Origin of the sequence: Paenibacillus sp. GXUN7292 (genome assembly GCF_050864975.1) — a bacterium.
Taxonomy (GTDB): domain Bacteria; phylum Bacillota; class Bacilli; order Paenibacillales; family Paenibacillaceae; genus Pristimantibacillus.
The window spans coordinates 39,932-65,139 of the sequence record NZ_JBOZWO010000031.1; the positions used below are offsets into that span (position 1 = coordinate 39,932).

Sequence of the window (25,208 nt, forward strand, 5' to 3'; positions counted from 1 at the left end):
AGCGATGTCTCAGATGTACGCCTATCATAACGGATATAATCTTGCGATTGATATAATCATTTCAAAAGATTATCTGGCATTGTAATGCGTACTAGCTCACTGCCCTTGTTTATATAAATCCGATTGCTCGCGTCAATCGCCATATTCCCTACAATCTCATCCGTTATTTGCCGATGCTCCAGCGTTTCCGGATTTAGCACAATAATTTTGCGGGCAAGCGTCGTGTACAGCAAGCCGTTTGTGCCGAATCGCACGACGATCGGGCGCCATTTGCTGTACGCATATTCCGTCGGAAACACGATTTTGCTTTTCACAATTTCATAGGTTACGGGATCAAAAGCAAATATCGTGCCATCATCGGCGCCCCATATTAATCCGTCCGGGCCAAGCATAAGTTCGCCAATCATTAAAGGCTGCTGTGCAGCGCCTGGAATTTGAGGAATAAACTCCGCGATTTTTTGTTTTTTCTCTACATCCCACACAAAAATTTTTGCAGGCCCAGCATACGGTTCGCCTCCTAGGCCGCCCCAAACAGAAGTGCCGCCAAATATTAGCCCTTTCCAGTAAGCTAACCCTAGAATAGATTGGTTTTCCACAACCTGAGGAAACGTCTCCAGCTCGTTAGTGCGCGTATTATAGACTGCAAGCGCTCCTCCTTGAAGACCGTAATCAGGAACTGTACCCGCAAACACATAATGATCGCCTGCAGTCATCGTAAACGGACGATCCTGCTGATGCTGAATTTGTCCGAGCCAGCTTGGATTTCCTTCTGCCGACCAGTCAAATGCTACAGGCATCTCGGGATTATACTTATACAAATGGGCCTTCGTATACGTACCGAAATACACTTGATTATTATGGAAGGTCATCCCTTCAGACTGTGGAAATAACCCAACCGTCCATTCAATCTCATTCGTATCCGGATTATATTTGCTTAACCCCCTATGATAACCGCCTACGTACACCGCCCCATCCGGCGCAACTTCCAAGCAGGTTTGAAGCAGCGGCTGAGGTTCAATCTTAAGCATACTTCGTGAAATGGACATATCCGATAAATTTATAAGCGCCTGCTCCGCATTTACGGTTACAAGTGCAATAAATTCGTTGTCATTGTGCTTGATATATTCCAACGCCTTGCAGCGTCCTACAGGCAATCCGCCGTCTACTACGGTCACAGCCTTGCGCTCTTTTTTATGCCAGCCCCGTAAGGATGCCCCGTCTTTGTAGAGCACTAGCTGCGGATCAAGCGGATGATCCGTGAGCAGCAAATTATCAAAAGAAAACTGATCGACGAGCTCCATCGTTCTCCGATCATACACATACATATCAATGAAGTCAGATGCTACAAATAAATATTGATCGACCAGCCATAAGCGGTCCAGAAAACCATTGCTGCCAGTCAGCTTGTCCAGCTGGATCTCCACCTGCTCGCCTGTAACAAGATTATATTTGAAGAAATGCTTCCTGCTCCCGGTGCTAACATAAAGCCAATCGCCATCTCTGGCTATGCCGCGCGAATACTGTTCATGCTCTGCCATCGTGCCATAATCTTTAAATTCTCCGGTTTGATGATTATACGAAAACAGTTTCGAATTCGGATATGTTCCTCCCCACACAAATTGTTCTTCCCATACAAGATTAATGACCCAATTATTCGCCGGGTTCACACCTAAGTTATCCAGCTGCCCAGTTCCTCTATAACGATAAAGAATACCGTCATTTGTGCCGCTGAAATACACTTCGCCGTCAGGATTGCGAGTAATTGCCCATACACAATCTTGATTCTCAAGCTCCCGTGAAAACAATAATTCTCCTGTAAATAAATCGAACTCATAAAATACGGCAGGCAGCCCATTGCCTACGAAGCATATGGAGCTCTTGCCCTCATACTGTCTTATAGCTGCGCCTTGCCCAAAGCTGGAGTAAACAACCGAGCCCAGATTTTCTATCTTCAAAATGAATCACCTTCCTGCTGCCATTTAGTGTATCTGCGATAAGTGTATAAACGATTTCTAAATAAAGAAATAATCAGATCAAATGATTATCGGTAAAATGGAAAATAAAAAAAGGACCGCCGAATAATCAGCAATCCCTAAGTACTGGTATTGAATTGGTTTTGCGAAACGAGTGACTTCTAACGGCGACTGCTAACGGTTGCCACAGACGCTAATCATGTTAAAATGAAGCAAAAAATTTTCTAATGGTTGCAGCCGCGCTTAATATCGTAAAAACGGCTATTTTTTTCGTAAAATGGTGCATTAACGCTTGTCACAACCGTCACACAAGCAAACTGGCTAAAATAATCGAAATAGCAGCGATAGCAACCGTTAGAGCAACGGAGTTTAACTCGGGGAGCCCTCCTTACTTTGCAGTAATGCTCCCTATCCCTTACTCCAGCTTAAACAGCTTTCCTTCCCCTGCAGCCAGCTGAACAGACATACCGCCCACACTAAAATTAGTGGCTATGAGCTGTCCATCTATCTTAGATACTTCTCTTACATTGCTAACTGATGAATGAACCGTAAATGAAACCGTTTGTTGGCTCACCGTGTTTTTGTTTACGATCATCACATATTCCTGCCCCGCCTGATTCGTGAAATGACTAATGACAAGCGGCACCGTGTTGCTGCCAGGCTGCATAACAAATGAAGCTGGAAGCTGCGTCGTTGATGCCGGCAAGCTGTTCCCCGTGTGGTACACCGCCAATGACTCCAATCCCATCAGCGTACTGCCAAGCTGCAGCACCTCCGCATTAATATTTTTAGCCCAATTGTACGAGGCATTTTTAATGCCGTTAGACAAAATAAGCCCATTATTGAAGCTCTCGCCGCCGCTGGCATCCGGAGTCCAATAGGTAAAGTAAATATACCCTTTTGCTCCATACGCAAGATTAGAATAAATTTGATAGCGCATCTCGCTCTCGGATGGTGCTTTCCATACGCCGTTAACCCCGACAGATTGAATATATGACCAGAAATCAACTCCGCCCAGCTTAGCCTGGCGTCGAATGACTTCAAGATTGTCATAATAGTCTGCGCGGAACTGCCCGTTTGCCATGTATGGATAATGATCAAATACTAGCACGTCTGGTTCCGTATACATCCATCGATAAACATAGTCCTCATATGAAGCGCCTGTAATATTTTGATTAATTGTGAACCAAAAATCTGCAGCAATCGGCGAGCCATTCAAATAAGCGGACCCATCATTATACCAATTATCATTTGTATTGGACCGGATAACCCAGCCGACCGAACGATCGCCGCCGCCATTATGCGTTAACTCCATATAATACTGCGTATTTTGTGAAACCGTGGCATTTAAATGAAATTGCGGCCACTCCGTAGCAGGCGTAGTTAATGTGTTTTGAGCGATCAAACTCGTTTTTGCCGGAGAGCTCCATAGCTTTAAAGTCAGCTGTTCGCCTGTTCCCCATGTGTTTTTATCAATCCACCATTGCACTGTATCGATTTGGGTCTGACCCTTCTTCGTTGTAAAGGTCTGGCCTAGCGAGAAAGCGTCCGTTACAAATTCGCCTGTTTGCTGATTCAAGCCAAGCTGGCTGGCAGAGGCATAGTTTGGGAATAAATTAACAAAGGACATATGATTGGGATCCGTCATTTTGAGACGGCGAATCGTGTCCTGCAAACGTGTCATTTGCAAGGCAGACGGCTCATCCAGCACATGGTAGCCTTGCAAAGCAGCTTTATTGCGATAGTGATTCGCTATATCGTCAATAACTGCATGGGCTGGCTGATTGCCATCATTATAAGCTCGCTGCGAATATTCAAGATTAAACCATAAATCTATAGACTGTGCCACGCCGTTCATGTAGGCTTGTCCATCCGCGTATACGTTAGACGTGCTAGTCGTCACCCAGCCGATTGACGTAGAGCTGTTGCTTGTCAATTCCAAGTAATAAACGGTATTGCTTTGAACAGCAGTATGCAAGTTAAAGACCGGATAGTAGGTAGAAACAGGAGCTGTAATCGCATCCGAAGCAATCAACTGGCTTTTGGCAGGGCTGTCATACAAACGAAGCGTAATGGTGGTGCCTGCCGGCCAATTTAGCTTGTCGATATAAAATTGAACTCGATTTAGTCCCCATCCCGACCCTGCAGGCGTACGGATGGTTTGCCCCAATGAAGAGGTTGTACTTACAAACAACCCATGCCCAGAGCTATTCTGAGAAACAGTATGCTCCCTCCAAATTAACCGGCTATCCTCAACCAGCAGCGTTAATCCATGGTTATCTGCATAGCTAAGAGCGGCATCACTAGAAGTAAAATCACTCACTCCATTGCCGCCCACAATAAAGTTGGCGTTCATTGCGCTTATATCAGCATAGTTGGCATTAGTTGTATTAGAAGGAGAAGGCGGCCAAAAAATACCGATTGGAAACGATTGAATAGCTGGACTGTATGCCGATCCGATTTCGGAGAAGCTTGCTGCCAGCAATAGCATGGCAAGAAACATACTTATGCTTTTCTTCAACACGAATAATCCCTCCATTTATTAATTCAGCTTAAACCGCTTGCACCGTTTAACTAAAGCCTGGACTGCCATAATCGTTCAAAGGATCGGAAGTAAATGGAGTGTCCATAATCGTTGGGATGATTGATATTATTTAACAGTAAGCTTTCATACGTTTTTCCGGCCTCTATCTGCTCCATCCATACTGCATAGGCATCGGCGACTGGAATTTCATATTCCTTTCCTATCGCACGTAAGGCCTCTGCATACTGGCCGATTTCACCGCTGCTGAATTTCCACAGCGGATTAGGCGCGCATGGGGTTACCAGAATTATATCGATCTGTGCCTGGGTACGCAGCGCTTCGACCATTTGCCGAATATTGTCCTCAAATTGCTCGACAGGTACATCATTGCTATGCAGCTGCAATCGATTTTGATCGTTCATGCCATATCCAATCGTAACTAATTGCGGTTTTACAGCTATAACATCGTCGGCCAGTCTGCTTAAGCCGCCCTTGCTCGTTTCCCCGCCAAGTGCCTTCATCTCGTAATGAACAGGGCTGTTGGGGAAGTTCTTCTTCAAGCTTTCATATAATAGGTAGGAATAAGCATAGCGCTGTTGACTCGCCTCAGCTCCCGTACTGATACTATCGCCATATACGACATAAACAATAGGCTCTCCCGCAAGATGCCTTGCAGAGCAAACAGGCAGCGCCTCTTCAATAGTGGGCGCATTTACGTTTTCAGCTGCATCCATATCGCCAAGACAACAATAATCGGCATACAAGGTAAATGGCTCATTGCTGTAATCCTTGAGGCCAGTTTGGTCGAACTTTTGCTGCCCATAAAAAATATGGCGGGACCAGTCCGGTATGCGGCTATCCTTTGTCCTTTGAATGATTCCTTCCTGCTCGTTCACAATATAATCAACGATAGGAACATATACGATCTCATCTTCAGACTGAATCGATCTTTTATACAATTTCAAACTGCCGCTTTGAATATTGTGATTAGCCAGCGAATGGGGCGCTTCTTTTTCAAATACAACAGCCTCACCTATCTGTTTACACATTTTCATTAGCACCGCATCCTATGCTTTAATATTCAACCGTTGTTTTTTTATCCAAGAACCACTTAATCATCCAAGTGATAACTCCGCCAACAATAGCGAGCATAACTCCAAATGCAGATGCTGTGCCATAATTTCCGTCACTTACTAAATTAACTATTTGCAGCGCAGCTGTATTGGTAGTAAAGTTTGGCCCGCCGTTGCTCAGCAGCTTGGACTGCAGAAAAATGGTAAACGCGCCGCTTGTTCCAATAATGACTAAGGTTGAAATCGTCGGCCATATCATAGGAATAACAACTTTAATAAGTTCTTTTCTTTTTGTAATCCCCTCTAGCATGCCGACTTCATACAGGTCATTAGGAATTCGCCCGATTGCACCCAGCAATATAGCTGCGTTGAACCCTATTCCAGCCCATACGCAAAAGAAAAAAACTGTTCCTAGTGCAGTGGATGGATCACCAAGCCAGGAACGCTTTAAGCTTTCAAGTCCGACCGCATCCAAAACCGCATTCACAACACCTAGATTAGGACTAACCATAAATGAAAAAACCATTGTGATGATGACGATAGATAAAATAGAAGGAAAAAAGTACACAATCCGATAAAAATTGTGAAGCTTTATTTTTTTCGAGAAAAAATAGGCAACCACTAAAGAAAGCGGCAGTAAAACAGCTATGTTTAAAGGTATCCATAGAAGTGTATTTCTTATGGCATATTTGTAAGGCGGTTGAGTCGCAATTTTTTCTATTATATCTGTAAAATTATAAAAGCCGACCCAATCGATTTTGCCGGTCGAAATGTTCCAGCGTTTAAAAGAATACAAAATGGTATTGAAGTTTACATATATCGTAAACAATAAATAATGAGCCACTGGATAGATGGTCATTGATAAAATAAATAAAAGCCTCATCCGTTTCGAGCGGTTGGAAAACCATCGCATCAATATCCCCTGCTTTCAAAGCCGGGGAAGCCGACAGGCTCCCCCTTGCATCTTATTCCATTCCTACTTCTTTTTTATAGGCATCCCATTTTTCTTTTGCAAACGATAAGTCGTCATTAAACTGCTGCTCAGCTGTCTTGGTACCAAATACGATATTGCCGTATGCATCTCCCGACGGATACATGGTCATTTTTATAAACATAGGGTGGTTAGAGTTAAAAGTGAACGGCTTGTTGTTATTCATAATGTCCATCACGCTTTTTGTAAACTCTGAAACTTCCACGCCTTCAAGAGAATAATTAAATGGTCTAAAGTTGCCTGTCAATTCCGTGAACTTTTTGTTCATTTCTTTGGAAGCTGCAAATGCGATAAACTCTTTCGCAAGCTCTTGTTCCTTTGCTTTTGCCGGTACTACCGTAATATCTCCGATCATGCTGAAATAAACGTTAGGCTCTTTGGCATTGCTCACTGCAGGAACGGGCATCATGCCCATACGGAAACCTTCAGGGGTGGAAGCTTTCATCTCAATTTCCAGCCAGTTTCCGTTAGGAATCATGGCAGCCTTGCCATTTACAAATTCCATTTGCGCTTCCGTATGATTCAAAGCTTCCGAGCCCTTTAATGTCCAGCCCTGTTTGAAAATCGCTTCAAATTGCTGCAGAGCAGCCAATCTGGCCGGATTGCCCATCACCTCAGGCGTTGTCATATTCAAAAACTCATCCAAATACTCAAACCCTCCAGCTTGTACAATCATAGGCTTCACCACAAAGTCCCAATAGCCGGCAACTTTGCCTGGATAAACGATTGGCGCAATGCCCTTTTGCTGAATTTTTTCGGCTAGCGCTGCAAACTCGTCCCAAGTTTTTGGCACTTCCCAGCCATTCTCCTCAAACATTCCTTTGTTGTAAGCCATGCCGAGCACGCCATCAGACCATGGAATTTGGTACGCCTTGTCTTGATATACCGCGTATTGCTGAGCTGCAGCGTTTAACGACTCTTTAATCGATACGCCGTCAGCTCCCGGGCCGTTGAAAAAGTCCGTCAAATCCGCCAAGTATCCTTGTGCCGCCCACATTTGCCAATGCGTATTTGTAAGAAAAGCGACATCTGGCAAATTAGCTCCCGACTCAAAGCGCGGACCCATCTTTTCCATAATGCCAGGGTCGCCTTCCAGCTCTACCGTTACATTTTCATGCAAGGCTTCAAAGCCTGCTTTTAATTCTTTAAACCATGCGTCACCAAAACCTCCCTGAAAAAAGGCGACTTTCAGCACTTTTTTCTTTGCCGCCTCTCCTTTTCCTCCTTCTTGCTGTGTGTTTGATCCCTTGCCGGATCCGTTGTTGTTTTCCTTGCCGCTGGAACAAGCACTTACTGCAAGCATCATAACGAGTACAATTGCGGTTATTACAAAAAAACGATGACGAGTTAATGTAGACTTCATTGACGTACACCCCTTAATATTTTTATGATATAAAGCCGCATATGCCGCCTTATTTCCCAAGCTGGATCCAGACACCTTGTCCTGGTATAAGCTCCAATTCAACCTTGCCGCCCACTACTTTACTTGTTTGGGGCTCGCCATTTTTCCACAACGTTATGTTTTTGATGTTTGGCTTTAAAGATATTGTCGTAGATGAAGACTTCTCATAGCTTGCATTAACAACCAAAATGCTGGATTGTCCCTTATCATCGCTGAAGCAGCCAATAACAGCTGGATCGCCTGCTATTTCTTCAATAGGACCAAAGGATTCCTTTAACTCTGCTATTAGAGGGGGAACAAACCCGTGATGAATGACGCCTTCTGATTTTAAATTCAGCAGCTGACGCCCGAGAGCCTGGACTTCCTTGTTTAATCGTTGTACTTCTCCGTAATGTCTCGTCTGATTGCCTTCAAGGTCGATGATCCCCTTGCCAAAAGTTTCACTGCCGCCAGGTTTAGGAGTCCAGTAAGTAAAGTATTGAATGCCTTTAGCGCCATAAGCAAGACTGGTATATATTTGCCAACGCAGCTCATCCTCCGTCGGATCACGATGAGTCAGGTTAAAGTCCAGCGTCTGAATGAACAGCCAGAATGGAGTATTGGCTTTCAATGCTTCACTGCGTATCAGTTCAAGATTATAGTAATAATCCTCTGTAATGTTCGCGCTTTCATCTTCCGAGGTCTTTTTTAGAAAAGGATAATGATCATAAGACAACACGCTTGGTTTAAAGGTTTGCAAGTAGTCCTGCACATACTCTACGGAGGTTCCGCCTTTCTGTTCTACCGAAGCATACGTTGGAAATAGATTAATATAGGCTAGTCCATTAGGCGCGTGCTTGCTATATTCATCCTTCATAGCTGTAAGCCATTCAAATTGCTGGCGAGAGGGCTCGTCATAAAAAACATGGCCCATATATGCAGGATGACTGGAATAAGCAGTAATTTTATCTTTCATTTGCTCCAATTCATCCATGCCAAGTGCGTTAATACTCGGATCGCGCAAAATTACTTTCAAATCATTGGCAGCGGCAAAATCAAGCGATTTTTTTTGTGCCTCCTCGCCGCCTGTCCATTCGGCAAACCCCGTTATAAACGTGATGCCAGCATCTTTGATTTCCTTATAGCGTCCCATCGTTATCTGATCAACAGGCGGAGAAACCCATAGCCCGATCGGAAATACTTCGTTGTTTGTTGTTGTCTGATTGTTTTCGTCTTTTTTGAATAAAGTCATTACTGCTAGCACCACCAATAATATAATTACGAACGAGGATATCAGATATATCTTTCTCATCCTTTAAGTCCCCCTGTTGTCAATCCGCTAATCAAACGGTCTTGCAGAAAGAAGTATACGATTAAGATTGGAATGGTAGACATCGTCAATGCTGCAAACAAAGTTGTCCAATCGGCTGCATACTGCTGCTTCAACACAAGATCCTGCAGCCCTACGGACACTGTAAACAGCTTTCTGTCCTGCAGAAATATATACGGCAAAAAGTAATCATTCCATATTCCAATCATCGTAACTAATCCAACTGCCGCCAAGCCGGGCTTGGCCATCGGAAGCATAATGCGGAAAAATATTTGCCAATCATTCGCTCCATCCATATAAGCCGCTTCGGCATATTCCCAAGAGACACCCTTGAAAAAGCCGTACAATATAATAAAGTTCATGCTCAAGCCAGCCGAATACAATATCAAAAGTCCCAAATGGGAATTAAACAGGCTTAAATCAATCATTAGCTTGTACAGAGCTGCCAAAGATCCGACAGATGGAATTAAAAATGTAGATACCGCAAAAAAGAAAATGATGCCGCTTCCAGGAAACTTATACTTAGCCACGACATAGGAAGATGTCGCTGCGGACAGTACAGCTAGCGCCGTTCCTACTGATGTTATAAAAACACTATTTATAAAATAAGTGCCCAGGCCGGTATCATTCCAAGCCTTTGTGTAATTCGACCATCTCCATTGCTCAGGCAGCGACCAAATATTTTGATAAAACTCAGGTCCTGTTTTGAAAGAATTAATAAACATCCAAATAAACGGGTAAATAATCGAAAGAGCATAAATCATAAACAAGATTTGAGTGATCGAGGCTCCTAGTATCCACTTACGCTGCATGGCTTCCCCCTTCTCAACTAATTAATTAATTAACTTAACTTAATAATAAAGGATGAAATGAGACTCGTCAACCTGCTATTTCTCATTTCTTTATGTCGACTATTCTTCAAACAGCTGGCTCATTACATGATCCAGGGCAACAGCAAAGCCTCCGTATATGCCTGAACGTTCGCCCAGCTCAGAAAATACTATCGTTGTCGTTAACGGCACCATCCGATTAACCAGTTCTCGCAAAGGCTGAACGAAGGAATAGCCTAATTTAATAATGTCCCCGCCAATTACAATAAGCTCGAGATCAAGCAGTACGCTCATATTAGCCAATACTACGGACAGCGACTGTACCAGTTCTTTTGTCATCTTTATGCAATAGGCATCCCCATCTTCTACAGCTTTGCAAAAGGCTTCAAAGGTAATCTTATCCAAATTATGCTGGCAATAATCCAATATTTTGCTTGCTTGCCCATTTTGCAAGTCCTGTTTTACTTTACCCATAAGCGCATGAAGCGATAAACGATAATCTAAATAATGCTTATGAAAATTTTCCGGCTCATCGATACTAGGCGTATCACAAATCCAATAGCCTACTTCACCGGCAGCAAGTCGGCTGCCTTCGTACAACTGCCCTTGAATGATCATGCCCGCTCCAATACCTATGTCTATATTAATGCCCAGCAAGTTAGAGAAGCCTCTGCCGGCTCCGTAGCGGCTTTCGCCTATAACGCTAAGATTAATATCATTCATCACGATGACATCAGATTGAAATTCCTGCTTAATGAGCTGGCGTATATTAATTTTATTCCATTCCTTGTAGCGAGGCGCAGCTTGAAAGAAGCCTGTTTCCTTATTGATAATACCAGGCGTGCCTACACAGACGGCTTGTATTTTTTCATTTGAAATATTTTGCTGCTGCAGCAATTGCTTAATTCGATTCATGACAGTTGTGAAATCATCCTTAGTAATATTTGCACGCAAAGAGAACATAACCTCATCATCAACGATGATGTTTCCTTGCAAATCCCCTACTGCAAGACGTATTTTGTCACCAGCCAAATCGATTGCAATAATATAACCATAGTGCTGATTAAAGCTCAGCATAATAGGAGGCCTGCCGCTGCCGACCAAATCACGCGTCCCTACCTCCTCCACAATGCCCATGGCAAGCAAATGCTCCGTGATGGAAGATACGCTCGGCGCACTCAATTTTAATATTTTAGCTACATCAGCTCTAGAAATAGGTCCCTGTTTTCTAACTAAATCTGTTATCAAATTAAGATTAGTTGACCGGATTAATTTTGGGTTCCCCGCTTTACTCTTCAATATGAACTCCTCACTAACTATTTAATAATTAACTTAACTAATATAATATATTAAAATAGCCAATCTGTAAAACTTACTTTTTTTTTATTACAGCGATACAATAGATTGAACTCTGCCTACCTGCCCGTCCTGCAGCCTAACCTTAATGCCATGCGGATGCTGTGCGGAGTTCGTTAAAATATCCTTCACAACCCCTCGCGTCAGTTTTCCAGTTCTTTGATCCTGCTTCAGCACAATATCGACCTCGAGACCCGGCTTTATGCTGCTGCGCAATTTTCCATTACTCATTCTAAATTCCACTCCTATATATATCTATTGATATAGTATACCAGAAAGCAGACATTATATAAGGAAGGGCCGAATGGAACAAGGATAAACGGCTCCGCCGTCCTTTGGACAGGCGCGTTTACCGATGAAATATAGAAACAGGATAAGTTAAAACTAATACTTTCTATTATTTTAATCAAAACAAGCCCCTGTCTTGGTAGGAGCGATTCCGCTTCTGCCGACAAGGACTTGCTGCAAAATATAAAGTTCAACGAAAGGTTGTTCAATTTGATGAACTGAATATTGCGTTTCAGATGCCTGGTTATAAAATCATCTCTAATATCATATCAATCTCTCCTGCCAGATTGATGTAAATTCTGCCGCAGCTACTCCAGAACAATACTTAAATAGGGCTGATAGCTGTTATTTATACCTTCTTTGCTGGAAAATATCGACCCATTCGCACTCACATCTAGCAAGCCAATAGATACAATCATGTCCCCCGCCAGCTGATTCTGCACGAATGCAGTAATATCAAATTCTCTCCACTCATCAGTACCGTTTATGCTTATCGCCGACTGGAACGAGGTGAATGCGGGCTTGTTATTCCAGGTAATCCCGCTCTCTGTCCAAGTATCATCTTCGACACCATAGGCTTCTACATTGGCAACCAAGTGAGTTGCTTCGGCTTTACCGTATAGGAGCAGCTTTACTGAAGAGACAGTCTTTCCTTCTAAATGTGAAAGGTCGAACTTCAAATAGGCTCGTCGAGAAAAGCCGACATTCCCCTTCTTCGTCACAAGCTGACGATCCGATCCGTAATTCACGTCTGCATAAGTCCCGTCACGGACATAGGCATCTGCTGTTGTAGAAACAAGCGTTGACATCTTCACATCCAAGTATGGCTGGAAGTTTCCTTCTTTACTTGTAAATATGGATCCAAAACCGCCTATATCCTTTAGAGCGATCGTCGCGACCCGGTCTCCATCCAGCTGACTTTGCAAATACTCAGTAACATCAAATTCTCTCCATTCATTCGTACTATCAATAGTTGCTGTAGATTGCAGCGCGGTTAATAGCGGCTTATTACTCCAGGTGATTCCATGCTCGGTCCAACTATCATCATCAACCCCATAGGCTTCCACATCGGAGGTAAGGTCAACACCATCTACCACTCTGCCATACACATAAAGCTTCGCTGAAGCCACTTCTTCACCCATAATCGAATCTAGATTAAATTTCAAAAATGACTCTCTTGCAAAACCAGTGGAATTTGATTTCTTAATGACAAGTTCATCTTTGAAACCAAAATTTTGCTCCGAGTACGCTCCATTCCGCACATAGGCATCCGCCATAGGCGTAAGCGCGCGATCCTCTCTTACTTTTAGCTCCAAATATGGCCTTACACCACCCTCACGGCTTTCAAAGTTAGCGCCAGCGCCTGCTGCAGAGCTGAATGCTAAGCTGACCATACCATCTCCTGCATACTGACTCTTCACATGCGATGTGACATCGAACGCCCTCCACCGATCGGCCAAGCTGTCAATTACTAATGTTGATTGTATTGGAGATAGAGTCGGTTTATTGAGCCAAGTCAAGCTGTTCTCATCCCAGCTATCATCCTCCACACCATGAGCATGCACCTGAACGGAGGTGCCATCAATGGCCCTCCCATAAGCATAGAGCGTGGCAGATATAATTTGATCAGCATCAATGCCATTGAGATCGAATTTCATGAAAGTTTCACGGGTGAAGCCAACTGAATTTGATTTTTTAATAATCAGTTCACGATCACTGCCATAATTAATGCCCTCTTCTGCTCCATCGCGCACGAAAGTGTCAGCTGCAGGCAGTAATCGAATGTTCGATTCGTTCTCCACTCGAATCTCATCGGAATAAGAACTTTCCCCATAGGTCGAAACTGCTGTCACTTTATAGTAATAAGGTGCATGACCAATCGCGGCATCCGTATAACTAGGGGAAGTTATACCCGATGCCAGCTGTACATACCCGCTTCCGCTAGTCGTACTCCGATACACATTGTAGCTTATTGCACTATCAATCGCATTCCAAGATAAACGATGGCTCTCGTCAACGCCATTGTAATTGCCTGTTAAACCAACAGGAGCATTTGAAGGCAACGCAGTTGTATTCGCGTCATAGGCCAGGCTGATTTCAAAAGATTTTCCCGGAGTGCTGGCTGTATTGACCTCCAGAATGATGGTCGGCTGTAGTTGAACGACAGTTACTTCTGGATCTTGGCTGATGACACCCGTCCCGCTTCTGTTCAACTCGATAACAACCTTGGCCTGCTTCTGCGATGGATCCGATACAGCGAGTTGCATCTCTGTCCCTGTATCCTTCACCATGACCGCGCTTTGCTGGCGACTGGACAAATAATCGATCATGCCTCCTGCTTGCTCCCAGAACACAGCTCCTAATAGACCGAGCGATCGCTCTCTCACCGCATGAATTTGTTTCGATTGTTCCACAATCTCGATATCTGGATTAACGGAGTAGCTCTCTACCTCTGTGCTGCTCATATTGGGCAACATCACATAACTGTACATCTGATCAGATGGATCCTCGCCGTGATCCTTCCATATCGTGACATAATGATTCGTCACAAGCGTTTCAATCCAATCAAAGGCAGCCTCGGCTTCCAAGGTACCCGTACCACTATGAGCAAAAACCCCCATCGTGAGCTTTTGACCTAACTGCCTTTCAAATTGCCTCGTAAAGGCGTGAATGACAGTTCCCCAGTTCACACCATCGCTACTTGCATAGAGCGAATATTGGTCACCGTCTTTGTCCAGCTTCAAATACATCGTGCTGTTAAACGAGTCCAAGCTGCTATGCACCGTCGCTGAACCCATCACTTCATTGACAGCACGCAGTTCCGTCCCTGAGGCTGTTCCCGCCCTGGATAGATAGATGTAGTTATCATCATCCAAGTACATTATGATTCCCGCTTCTTGTCCATCAGCTACTGGATCGAACGTCAGCTTAGTCGACATCGTGTAGTCGCCACGCGGTACTTCAAATGTCAAAATATTTTTCGTGGAATTTGCTGCTCCAGCTAACGAGCCTTGCTGAGCCGTAAGCACTAAAGCTGAATTTTCCAGCTTCCAATGCGAAGAATCTTCACGAGTCCACTGCCATGCAGATGGCAATGATGCACTATCGAACTCACTGCTTCTTGGAAGGCCGTTCGCATTAATTTCACGAGCTTCTCGAGCACGCTGCTCCCTTAACATTTTAATCGAATCGCCTTTAGGGAAGTAGAAGCCTCCCGTACCTGCCAAGTGCACCCAATCTGTCGAAGCAATCGTCTCTTGCCAGCCTGAACTTGCAGGCTTCGTTATTCCGTCCACCGTTAACGGATTCAAGCCGCCGCTATCAAGTGCCCGGTTCTCCACGATCGTCTCAATTGTTCTTCCCGACGTGCTCGTTATCCCTGACCCCAAGGCTACTACTTCGTCATCGAACATGAACCAGGATTTCTTCGCCTCCAAGTCCATATTCGAATAATTGTGCTGCTTGAAATCCATCAGTGTCACGCCGAACAAACGATCCAGCTCCACGCCTCCGGTCATATCTTGCTCGCTCCTGAATCCGTCTGACCCCGCTGATGGTCTGGAGCGGTCAATATCGACAGTGATGCCCGGAAGTCGATGATTATCCACTGTCGTCAAATAGTTATCCGTAAAGTCCAGCGAATCATTATATAAATAAGTCACACCGTCTGCTTGGTACCACGGCTCCAGATTCACACCGCCGAAGCTCTCATAGGTCGCCATCCGCGTCGAGTGGTTTCTCACAACTAGTGTCCAGTCATTACCATGATGAACTGCCACATCTTGATTATAGAACTGTCGATTGCCAGCAGGTGCTGGTCTAGGCGAAATAGTCGTGTCATCCATGATTTGCTTGATTTGCGTATAGTTCGCTAGAGACAACGCTTCATAGATCATCGTCTCATCGCTGTTCTGGATATGATATTTAACCAGTCCCTGCATTTCGCTAGCATAGGGATTGCCCGACATTTGAGAGATGTTTGATATGGCAGCTAATATATTCGTTGAATTAGCAGACCTCGAATGGCCGCGGCCCATAAAAGCCTGCATAATTGTCCCTTTGTTCAAGGCATTCTCGAACGTGTCGAACACCCAGTTAAACACATTCGTTTTCAACGGATCCGTATTTTCCCACTGCGAGCCTGCAAGCAAATTCATCGATACGCTAATACTGGCCAGCAATGCATCCCCATAAGCGCCTGCATAAGGGAAATAGAAATGCTGAACAAAGGAGCCATCAGCGTAGAAGCCGTCCAAAGCCGTTACATAAGGAAAAACCTGACTTAGTGCATCCGATGCTGCCTGGATTCGAACGCTATCCTTACTGATCACACCGCTGACAGCAACTATTTTGATTGAATCCGTCAAATTTGCCCCCGTTCTAACTGGGTTGGGAACAAACTTTTTAACCGCCTTCATATAATTCGCACTCTGTGTACTAGTCAGCTCATCATAGAGAAGGACGACGAGATCATTTAGCTCGAATGGTGTACCAATCTCCCACCACCACCAATTCCCATAGCGAACAGTATTTTCGTTATATTGGTCGGTGTACAGGTAATCCATTCCTTTCAAAATATCTGCTAAGAGAATTGAATTTTGATAATATTGCGATTCAGGAAGTGACCAGCTGATCGCCATATTTTTCAACCTTCGTAAAGAGTAAGCCGTATACGCCGAGTTTGAATCAACAAACTGCTCATACTCATCCCAGACCCCGTCCACATTTTGGCTTGCCCAATATTTTTCCGTATCGTCGTCAATTACTGCCAGCTTAGAAGCAACTATAGGATCGGTCGCATCCAAAGTGCCGCCCAATAGTGTATTTCTATATTTTAATCGTAAATTATCGTATACATTTGGTGCGTTTGCAGAAGCTAAAAAGGGAAATAAGCCTATCATTATGATGAAAGCAAAGATACAAATAAAATACTTTTTCATCGACAATCCTCCCATATTCTTCTATTCCTTCAACGAACCAAGCATAGCACCCTTCACGAAATATTTTTGCAGAAACGGATATACAATCAGAATAGGAACAGTCGCAAATAGTATGATTCCTGCCTTCATCATCTCTGGTGTAGCCGATAGTATTTCTCCGCCACTTGGATTGAACATGAAATTCTCTTCAACGACAAGACTGCGAAGCATAATTTGCAGCGGGAACAGCTCTTTCGTACGAATATAAATGAGAGCGGCGAAGTAAGAATTCCATAGCCCTACCGCATGAAAAAGCGCAAGCGTCGCTATACCAGCCGTGGATAACGGTAATGCAATCCGGGTAAAAATGCCAAACTCACTGCAGCCATCAATTTTGGCAGCATCGAACAGCTCGGAGCTCAATCCCTGGAAGAAGGTTTTCATAATAATAACGCCGAACGCATTAAGCGCACCCGGGAGCATTAATGCCCATAGCGTATTTTCGAGCCCTATTGAGCTAATGACCAAATAATTCGGAATAAGCGGCGCATTAAACACGAGTGTGACAAGTACAAGACGCAGAATAATTTTCTTGCCAGGCGTGAAAGGTCTCGCAAGTCCATAAGACATTGAGGTTGTAAACATCAAATAGATGAGCGTACCAACCACCGTTATAAAAATCGTAACTCCCATTGAACGCCATAAGGTGTTCATGCCAAAAATCGTTTTATAGACATCAAGCTGAAATCCTTTCGGCCAGAAATACACCAGCTTCGCATTAGCATACAGCGCATCACTGAATGACACCGCAAGCAGATGAATAAGCGGCAGCACCATCGATACGGAAATAAGAATTAAGATTGTTCCATTAATGGAGGTGAATACCCAGTCTGATTTCGATCTAACCATAACTCCTACTCCCTTCTCAATAAATACTTTCGCCAGAAACCTTCTTGCTTAAGGAATTTAACGACATGACCATCACCAATCCAACAATGGACTGGAATAATCCAATTGCAGTGGTATAGCTGAATTGGGCATTCAACAAGCCTACACGGTATACATAAGTATCAATTACTTCACCAACATCTCGAACAAGCGGATTGAGGAAAATCAAAATTTGTTCCACATTGGCTTCCAATACATTGCCAATTTGCAGAAGAAACAGGACGACAACCGTCGGCATAAGAGAAGGCAGCGTTACATACCACATCTGCTTCCAGCGTCCAGCGCCATCGACAACGGCCGCTTCATAAAGGTTCGGATTAATGCCAGCTAGTGCTGCCAGATAGATGATGGTGCCCCACCCAATACTTTTCCAAATTCCGATAGACACGATTACGCCCCGGAACCACTCAGGTCTCGTTATAAAATCAATTGGCTGTATACCAACGAAAGAGAGAAGTGTATTGAGGACACCGTCTATCGATAGAAGATTAATGAAGATCCCGCCTACAATGACCCATGATAGGAAATGAGGTAAATACAGCAGTGTCTGCAGCGAACGCTTAAACCACATTTTCATGACCTCATTGAGCAGCAATGCCAGGATTAGCGGTGCTGGAAAACCAAATAGGATGGACATAAAGCTAAATATAATCGTATTGCGCAGTACATTGTAAAACTCTTCATAGGTGAAAATCGTTGCAAAATGCTTAAAGCCAGCCCAGTCACTATTCATAATGCCGCGGAACATGTTGTAATCCTGAAAGGCAATGATGTTGCCGCCTAGCGGCAAATATTTAAAAATCAGGAAATGCAGAATGCCAGGCAGCATTAACAGTAGAACAATCCATTTGTCATTTCCCAAGTTTTTTTTAAGCACAATTTCCCCTCTTTTCCTAATGTAGAAGAAAACACCCGCAAAGGATCTAACGACCATGCGGGTGATTATGCATGCTATTCGTTATTTCTTGCTGTTATACCACTCTGTTGCCTCAGCAATTGCTGCATCGCCGCCCCGACGTTTCCACTCAGCGACAAAATGATCAAATGCAGGATCCAACTCTTCTCTGCCTGTCACGACCTTGGCGAACATATCGAGGAACAATCCTCCAGATGTCCACCCATCTCCAGGTCTGAGCTCTGGATTTGTACTGAAGGCTTCAAGGGCAGGCATGTTGAGACTATCGTGCTCAATAATCGCTTCTTCTGCGATCTTAATTCCCTTTCTCAGGATATCTTTGTCAGGTGACATCTCGATTACATTATCATGCATTGCACCAGTACCTCGTACGTTAATAATCCTCTGATAGAAGGAAGGGTTAACTTTTAAATCTCCCACTGACACCGCTTGATTCCAATTCACCTTGTTATCCTTAACCTCGTAGCTAAAGCCTTCGACACCATAAGCAAAAAAGTTATCCGCTTCCTCAGACCAAGCCCAGTTCAGAAATTTAATTGCTTCTACTGCGTTCTTGGATGAGGCAGGAATGGCCCATACATGACCGACACCGTTGGTGCGGAGAGATAGCCCGCCTTGTCCCTTAGGTCCTGTAGGCGGAGCCAGTACATCAACCTTGGCATCCGGTTGATTGACATAAACGCCAGGAGACCAGCCCAAGCTATAGTTTGCAATTTCATGAACCCATACGCCGGCTTTTCCTTGTACAATACCTGCTGACCAATCGGCGCCTGAATTTGTGAATAAGTTTGGATTAACATATCCTTCATCGTATAACATCTTCCAGAATGCAATCGCATCCTTCATCTCTGGACGAATGATATCAGGAATCATCTGACCATCAACTACATGCCAAGCATGCGGGGAGACACCGAACTCCTGGAAGAACAAATCCGCATAGCTCAAGTTCTCACGAACGTAATACCCATATTCATCATTCGGATTACCGTCTCCATTCATATCATTAACCTTCACCGCTTCGAAGAAAGCGAGATAATCATCAATCGTCTTCGGCTGCTCCATTTTCAGCTTATCCAGCCAATCCTGTCGGACATAGATAACCTTGCTTGCAGGAAGCCCTGTCGTCATTGGAATCGCATAGATCTTGCCGTCTTTGCTGACCAGCGGACTATTCCAAGCTTCCTGTGGAATATTCGCTAATATATTCGGCCCATATTGCTCCAGCAGTGGACCTAGTTCCGTGAAGATCCCTTCTTCTACAGCGCCAGGATGACTCGCATGCTCAATACTTGGGGTACGTACAAGATCGGCGAGATTGCCGGATGCGAATCGCACCGTTAATTGTTGATCAAAATCCGCTGCATGACCTAAAAATTCATATTGCAGATCATAACCGGACAATTTGCTCAACTCCTTGATGAACGGATCGTCAGCAACCTTCATTTTCATTGGATATTCGGAATTGGTATGTGTCGTAAGAATGCTTAATCTTACTGGTTCCTTAGACTCTTCTTTCCCTGCATTTTGCGTTGCACTCGAAGTTGGTTCACCACCTGTGCTTGGTGTGTTCGTATTCCCTGCTGATGAACAGGCTGATAGCATTATTACTGTTGCGAGCAGGAGCACAATCATTTTTGACACTGTCTTCTTTGACTTGCTAACCATCTTCAACATCCTTGTCTTCCCCCTCATTCTTTGTTAATTGGGATTAAGCCCGTATGGACCTGGATACATCATAATAAGCGTGTAAATTACCCGCAATAATCACGTTTTGGCGGCTCTTGCAACAAATGATAACGAGCTGAAATTTGCGATAAAAAAAGCGGGAATCGCATAAAACTGCGACTTTCCGCTTCCTCTCATTAACCCGATTGTGCTTCTTGCTCACTGCGATACCTGCCTGGCGTAATGCCTGTGTATTGCTTAAAGGAACGGTTGAAATTTTGCACATTCGAATAATGCAACCGCTCTGCAATGCTCGCAATCGGCATACTCGTATTCCGCAGCCACTCCTGTGCCTTTGTCATTCGTGTTCGTATGAGGTAGTCCGAGAAATTCTCACCTGTCCTCTCCTTGAAGGCACGACTCAAATTTGGTACGGAGATGTGGTGCTGCTCAGCAATTTGCATGAGATCCGCATCCCAGTTCTCATCAACACTCTGAATGACAGCCAAAACGGCCATATCCTGCTTGGAGAACGATAATTGATCCAAGTAATCACTAACAACGGTAAACACTTCCCGGATCAGCCATTCGCGAATTTCTTCAACCGTATCCCATTCATGCAGTTTAGAGTGCAAGTTATTTGTAAACAATGGCTGCAGCTCATGACCCAGCTCATGTAAATACACGTCCAGCTCAATCAATAGATGTGAATAGATTCCACGAACGGTATCTGGATGATGCACCCTGCTCGCAATCAGTTCTGTTAATTCGTGCAGCAGAACTGTCGCTTCCTGTATCCTGCCGCTTGTCAGTCTGGAAAGCACCTTCTTCTGGAGTGCTACAATTTCATTTGAATACTGCTTAATGAATGGCTCCAGACTGTTCTTCGTTATCGTAATGTTCGGTCCTAGCATTAAACGATAACCCGACAGGTCCGCTGCTTCTTGGTAGCATGATCGGATTCCCATCAATCCTGTCTCACCGCTACTAATACATACGCTTACCGTAAAACGGAAGTATGTACACACTGCCTGACGAATTTTCTCCGCAGTATGCAATAGCCTTCGTTCCCACTCGCTATTCTTGATAGCATCACGTTCACCTACAATAAGCGCCACTTGTCCAGGCTGTGGAACGAAAGCAATACAGGAATAGTCCTCTTCGCAAATTTCTTCGACCATTTTCTTAACTGCATAGTGAATGAGCGATTGATCCTGTCCCATATAGCTATTTGTAAAGTCAGATAATTGATCTACGATTACAAGCAGCACCCTATAATGAGTGCCTTCAATAGTCAAGCCCAACTGCTCGGATTTCAGATGGATCTGAGCCTCTGACATATCTCCCCAAACAAGATGATGAGACATATTCTCCTTCAACGATGGGAGATGGGCATTGAATTGATGCTTCAGCTCCTGATTATCCTTGATCGTATCTTGAAGAAGCTCTTCCACAATTTGAAATTCATTGGACTTATGCTGCTTATATGCTGATGGAACTTGCATCAACAAGCGCTCAATAGGCGCATGAAGTCGATTCGTACTCGTAATGGAGACAATCAGCCAGAACAACATCAGTACAGCGATAACTCCCCAAGTAACAGCCTTTATATTATTTGCTTTACCGTTAAGCTCGCTTATAGGCGTGCTTGCAAGAATCGTCCACTTATAACTTGGCAGCTTAAGCGCCGAAAGCTGGAATTTCTCCCCATTCTGGGAATAGAAGCCTGTCTGAACTTGCGGCTTCTGCCAGAACTTGTATAGCTCTGAAGAAGATAAAAGCTTCGCCCCTGAATCGACCTCGCCGTTACTGATCACGACATTGCCCAAATCGTCGATGATGATAATGTCACTCCGGTAATTCGGCTCCGTATCGCTCTGCAACAGCAGCTTGGACAGTTCGTGAGAGTCTACATTCAACGCAATGAATCCATCGGTATAATGCGAGTAATATGGAATGGGTCGAATAAGGATAAGACCTGGATTATTATAGGTTTGTGGAGATACGACGATGGGAGCATTGCGATTAGCAGATGCGCTCTTCAGTATCTTTTCATAGATAGAATCCTGATACGACACGGATTTATGAATCGTTGAGAACACATAGTCATATTTCTTATAGACAAGCGCAATGTCATAACGGATGAGCGAATAATTCACCTGTCTGCGCAGCGTCTCAATCAACTCCATGGAATCGCTTACATTTTTCTTCTCAGACGGGCCTGTCTCTATAGCTCTCTCGATCATGGGCGTTGTCGCCAGTATTACAGCCTGTGTGTTGAGATTATTCATAAACTGCACCAAGCGGTACTCGACATGCTTCAGCAGCAGCTGATGATTCAATTGTACTTCCTCCTGTATGCTCTTGGACGCAAAGGAAGTTGCTAACCACCCAACCAGCATAACGGGTATCGTGCTAATGAGAATCGAGTAGATGATCAGCTTTCTCTTAAACGTCACGAACAACTCCTCCATTCTTCACAGGCTGTCATGTTATAAAAGCTACGAACATTTTAAAGGAATGTTGTGAAGTTGGCAATAGCGCTGCACCTATCGTGATTCATCAATCAAGGTCTACATTTTCAAACGTTACCTTACATAATGATTCAAGATAAGGATATTCTTCCCATTTCAATCCCTTATTTCTTCCGGAAACCAGAATATCTTTGAATTTCATGCTTAACGGAAATTGAATAGTTCTGCCGCCTGCTGTGTCCAATGACGGGTGATAAACAAGCCGCATATCAGAATCATCTGAAGGCTCCGACGTGTAGTCAATAATGAAATCTTCAATTTTAATCGTCCTGCTGTAAACAATATCATATCCGTAATATTTGTCTTCATGGTCGAATGACAATATCGATTTATGATCCTCCGTCTCGGCAACTCTTAATTTGCAATTTCGAATTCGAATATCGCCGTCCCAGCGCGACCCATAGTCTCTTCTCAATTGAATAAACGTATTGCCATATACCGTTGTATTCTCCACAAATAAATCTCCGCCGCCTGTAACAGTTATACCCTTCAAGCCAATTGTGCTGTCTCTAACATAAAGATTATGACAGTGAAAGTGAACATCTATTCGATTGATACGACACGACTCTACTCTGAAGTTCTTAATCAAGTTAGTGCCTACAACTCCCCAATGGATATGACTGCCTTCTGCAATAACATTTTTCAAAAGCAGATTAAGCACACGTTCTCCATGAATACCATAGGTTCCGTGAGGAACATTCAACGAGCCGCCTCTCCTGCATTCGGAAGGAATCATTCTGATATTCTCCAGCGTAATGTCCGCGCATTTGTAAATCCCGTAAAAGCCCTTCCTCGGATCCATCGAAATATCGCTGCATCCCGGCTCCAAGCCTACGTACTGATTTCTTATCGTGGTACGACTACGCATAATCTGAAACCCCGCCCACTTATACTGGCCGCCATCACCGCTGTTATTACCAGTTAAGAAGAAGGATCCTCCCTGTATCACTAGATAATTAGGATCGCATGGGATCAATTCCAAATGAGTAATATCACCAAAATCCCATGTAATCTCGCCAAGTATGCGTCCATGCTCTTCCACGTAGAAGAAATCTTCCATTGCCCATGACTTCTGAATATCTCCACTCCGATGTCCGACCCGACAATGATCATCTCGTACAATAACAATATGATTGGCGAATTCCTTTAGCTCCGGTATGATATATTGTCCCTTTCTCAAATAAGGTAATAGTTGCATCTGGCGTGAACGCTCCAGTTCAATCGCCGGTTTCTCCCCACTCACTAGAAACCTAGAAGCATCCGTACGATTAAAAGCCTCATCGATATGAAAAACAGACATTCCCCAATCTACGCCCGTTTGTATTTCAATGTCATAAGTGTCTTTAATCCAGTATTCACCGCTAGGATTGATGATAGGCAGCTTTTTTGCATTAGCGAAAGCATGGGCTTTCTTAATCGCAATCCCATCATCAAATATTCCGTTGTTCTTGGTTCCGAAAACCTTATAATAAACTCTATCCTGAACGATGAGATGAGCTTGGAACTCTCCAGGAACCGGGATGACGCTTCCCATATCCACAGCTAAGGAGGTCTTCTGAATAATATACTCGGCGCCGCCTCCATCTCCAATTTCATAATAACCAAGCGTACGTACTACATTGCCTTCTCCTAATGATAGAGTCATGAGCTCGTTAATGTTCTTTACCGTTCTGTACATAGGTTCCTCCTCAAAATGATACATTTATAGAGATGTCGATTCATTGTGGATAGGGCACCAAGCAATAGAAAGGGGTGCCACTGCGATCAAGATTGGGATCAAGGCCGCGTATTCATTGTATTAATGCTACTGTATAAACCGCAATAATCATTCCTTTTCCTTATCGCAAAAAATGATTACTGTATGAAAACAATGATAAAAAAATCGGCAGAAGATGCCCTCCCGCCGAAAGAAAAAAATACCCTTTGTGTTGCCGCTCCCTATATTTCAATTTCCTTAACAATAAAAAAATAGAAACCGCTTCAGGTTTCTATTGGGTTTTACTCACTATATGGCTATGGCTAATTATCTGAAGAAAACTTTGTCTTCGTTATACTTGGCCTTAAGCTTGTTAATGATATATGTCTCATAAATTTCCCTATGAACAGGATCTTCTACGATACATACTTCTATTTTTGCCACTTTGTCTCTGTGCATTTTAATGGGGGATACGGAATCCTCAAAATGTTTCTTTATTCTAGGTCTTAGTTTTCTTGCTTTACCTACGAACATTAATTCATCCTTGTCGTTGTAAAACATAAATATACCGCCGAACTCTCTCGAAATCAGATGAAATTCAGTAAATCCGTAAATATTGCTTTCTGTGGGATTCACTTTTTTGAAGATGGTGACATCCGGTGTTGGTACAGTGATTAGTATCACGAAGATTCACTTCCTCTTTCCATATAGGTGTTTATGCTATCACATATTTATGAAAAAAGGCAAGTGAATCGTGCACAAGGTAAGCGCCAATTCATTGCGA

General features: G+C 43.8%; 16 protein-coding genes. All 16 read right to left on the bottom strand.

Translation table 11 applies throughout. From position 1 onward, the window contains the following. Positions 1-56: 56 nt before the first annotated feature. Positions 57-1,955: a hypothetical protein gene (locus ACRRU2_RS21175; RefSeq protein ID WP_432504794.1), complete on the bottom strand. Its 1,899-nt coding sequence runs from the start codon at positions 1,953-1,955 to the stop codon at positions 57-59. A gap of 433 nt (positions 1,956-2,388) precedes the next feature. Then, positions 2,389-4,497 carry a hypothetical protein gene (locus ACRRU2_RS21180; protein WP_432504796.1) on the bottom strand — a complete coding sequence of 703 codons (2,109 nt, stop codon included), beginning with the start codon at positions 4,495-4,497 and terminating at the stop codon, positions 2,389-2,391. Positions 4,498-4,547: 50 nt separating this feature from the next. Beyond that, positions 4,548-5,552, bottom strand: a complete 1,005-nt coding sequence (locus ACRRU2_RS21185) for an SGNH/GDSL hydrolase family protein (RefSeq protein WP_432504798.1) — start codon at positions 5,550-5,552, stop codon at positions 4,548-4,550. Between the two features lie 19 nt (positions 5,553-5,571). Further along, a complete protein-coding gene (locus ACRRU2_RS21190) occupies positions 5,572-6,483 on the bottom strand; it encodes a carbohydrate ABC transporter permease (RefSeq protein ID WP_432504800.1) in 912 nt (303 codons plus the stop codon). A 52-nt stretch (positions 6,484-6,535) separates the two neighbouring features. Further along, entirely contained in the window at positions 6,536-7,924 is a 1,389-nt protein-coding gene (locus ACRRU2_RS21195) for an extracellular solute-binding protein (RefSeq protein WP_331697370.1), read from the bottom strand. A 49-nt stretch (positions 7,925-7,973) separates the two neighbouring features. Further along, on the bottom strand, positions 7,974-9,254 hold the full coding sequence (locus ACRRU2_RS21200) for a beta-galactosidase (RefSeq protein WP_432504802.1): 1,281 nt from the start codon (positions 9,252-9,254) through the stop codon (positions 7,974-7,976). Next, a complete protein-coding gene (locus tag ACRRU2_RS21205) occupies positions 9,251-10,084 on the bottom strand; it encodes a carbohydrate ABC transporter permease (protein WP_331697372.1) in 834 nt (277 codons plus the stop codon). Before ACRRU2_RS21205 ends, ACRRU2_RS21200 begins: the two co-directional genes overlap by 4 nt. 99 nt (positions 10,085-10,183) lie before the next feature. After that, the gene (locus ACRRU2_RS21210; protein ID WP_432504805.1) at positions 10,184-11,401 is read right to left on the bottom strand and encodes an ROK family protein; all 1,218 of its coding nucleotides are present in this window, start codon (positions 11,399-11,401) and stop codon (positions 10,184-10,186) included. A gap of 87 nt (positions 11,402-11,488) precedes the next feature. Beyond that, positions 11,489-11,689 carry a YwbE family protein gene (locus ACRRU2_RS21215; RefSeq protein WP_331697374.1) on the bottom strand — a complete coding sequence of 67 codons (201 nt, stop codon included), beginning with the start codon at positions 11,687-11,689 and terminating at the stop codon, positions 11,489-11,491. A gap of 365 nt (positions 11,690-12,054) precedes the next feature. After that, positions 12,055-16,686: a DUF7594 domain-containing protein gene (locus tag ACRRU2_RS21220; protein ID WP_432504807.1), complete on the bottom strand. Its 4,632-nt coding sequence runs from the start codon at positions 16,684-16,686 to the stop codon at positions 12,055-12,057. Positions 16,687-16,707: 21 nt separating this feature from the next. Beyond that, positions 16,708-17,574 carry a carbohydrate ABC transporter permease gene (locus tag ACRRU2_RS21225; RefSeq protein ID WP_432504809.1) on the bottom strand — a complete coding sequence of 289 codons (867 nt, stop codon included), beginning with the start codon at positions 17,572-17,574 and terminating at the stop codon, positions 16,708-16,710. A gap of 16 nt (positions 17,575-17,590) precedes the next feature. After that, complete coding sequence (locus ACRRU2_RS21230) at positions 17,591-18,490, bottom strand: ABC transporter permease (protein ID WP_331697377.1); 900 nt, start codon at positions 18,488-18,490, stop codon at positions 17,591-17,593. 81 nt (positions 18,491-18,571) lie between these two features. Next, positions 18,572-20,203, bottom strand: a complete 1,632-nt coding sequence (locus ACRRU2_RS21235; RefSeq protein WP_432504812.1) for an extracellular solute-binding protein — start codon at positions 20,201-20,203, stop codon at positions 18,572-18,574. 188 nt (positions 20,204-20,391) lie between these two features. Then, entirely contained in the window at positions 20,392-22,653 is a 2,262-nt protein-coding gene (locus ACRRU2_RS21240; protein WP_331697379.1) for a helix-turn-helix domain-containing protein, read from the bottom strand. 103 nt (positions 22,654-22,756) lie between these two features. Beyond that, on the bottom strand, positions 22,757-24,406 hold the full coding sequence (locus tag ACRRU2_RS21245; protein WP_331697380.1) for a hypothetical protein: 1,650 nt from the start codon (positions 24,404-24,406) through the stop codon (positions 22,757-22,759). Between the two features lie 345 nt (positions 24,407-24,751). Further along, positions 24,752-25,108 (bottom strand): nucleotide excision repair endonuclease, encoded by a 357-nt coding sequence (locus ACRRU2_RS21250; RefSeq protein WP_432504814.1) that lies wholly within the window; start codon positions 25,106-25,108, stop codon positions 24,752-24,754. Positions 25,109-25,208 lie beyond the last annotated feature (100 nt).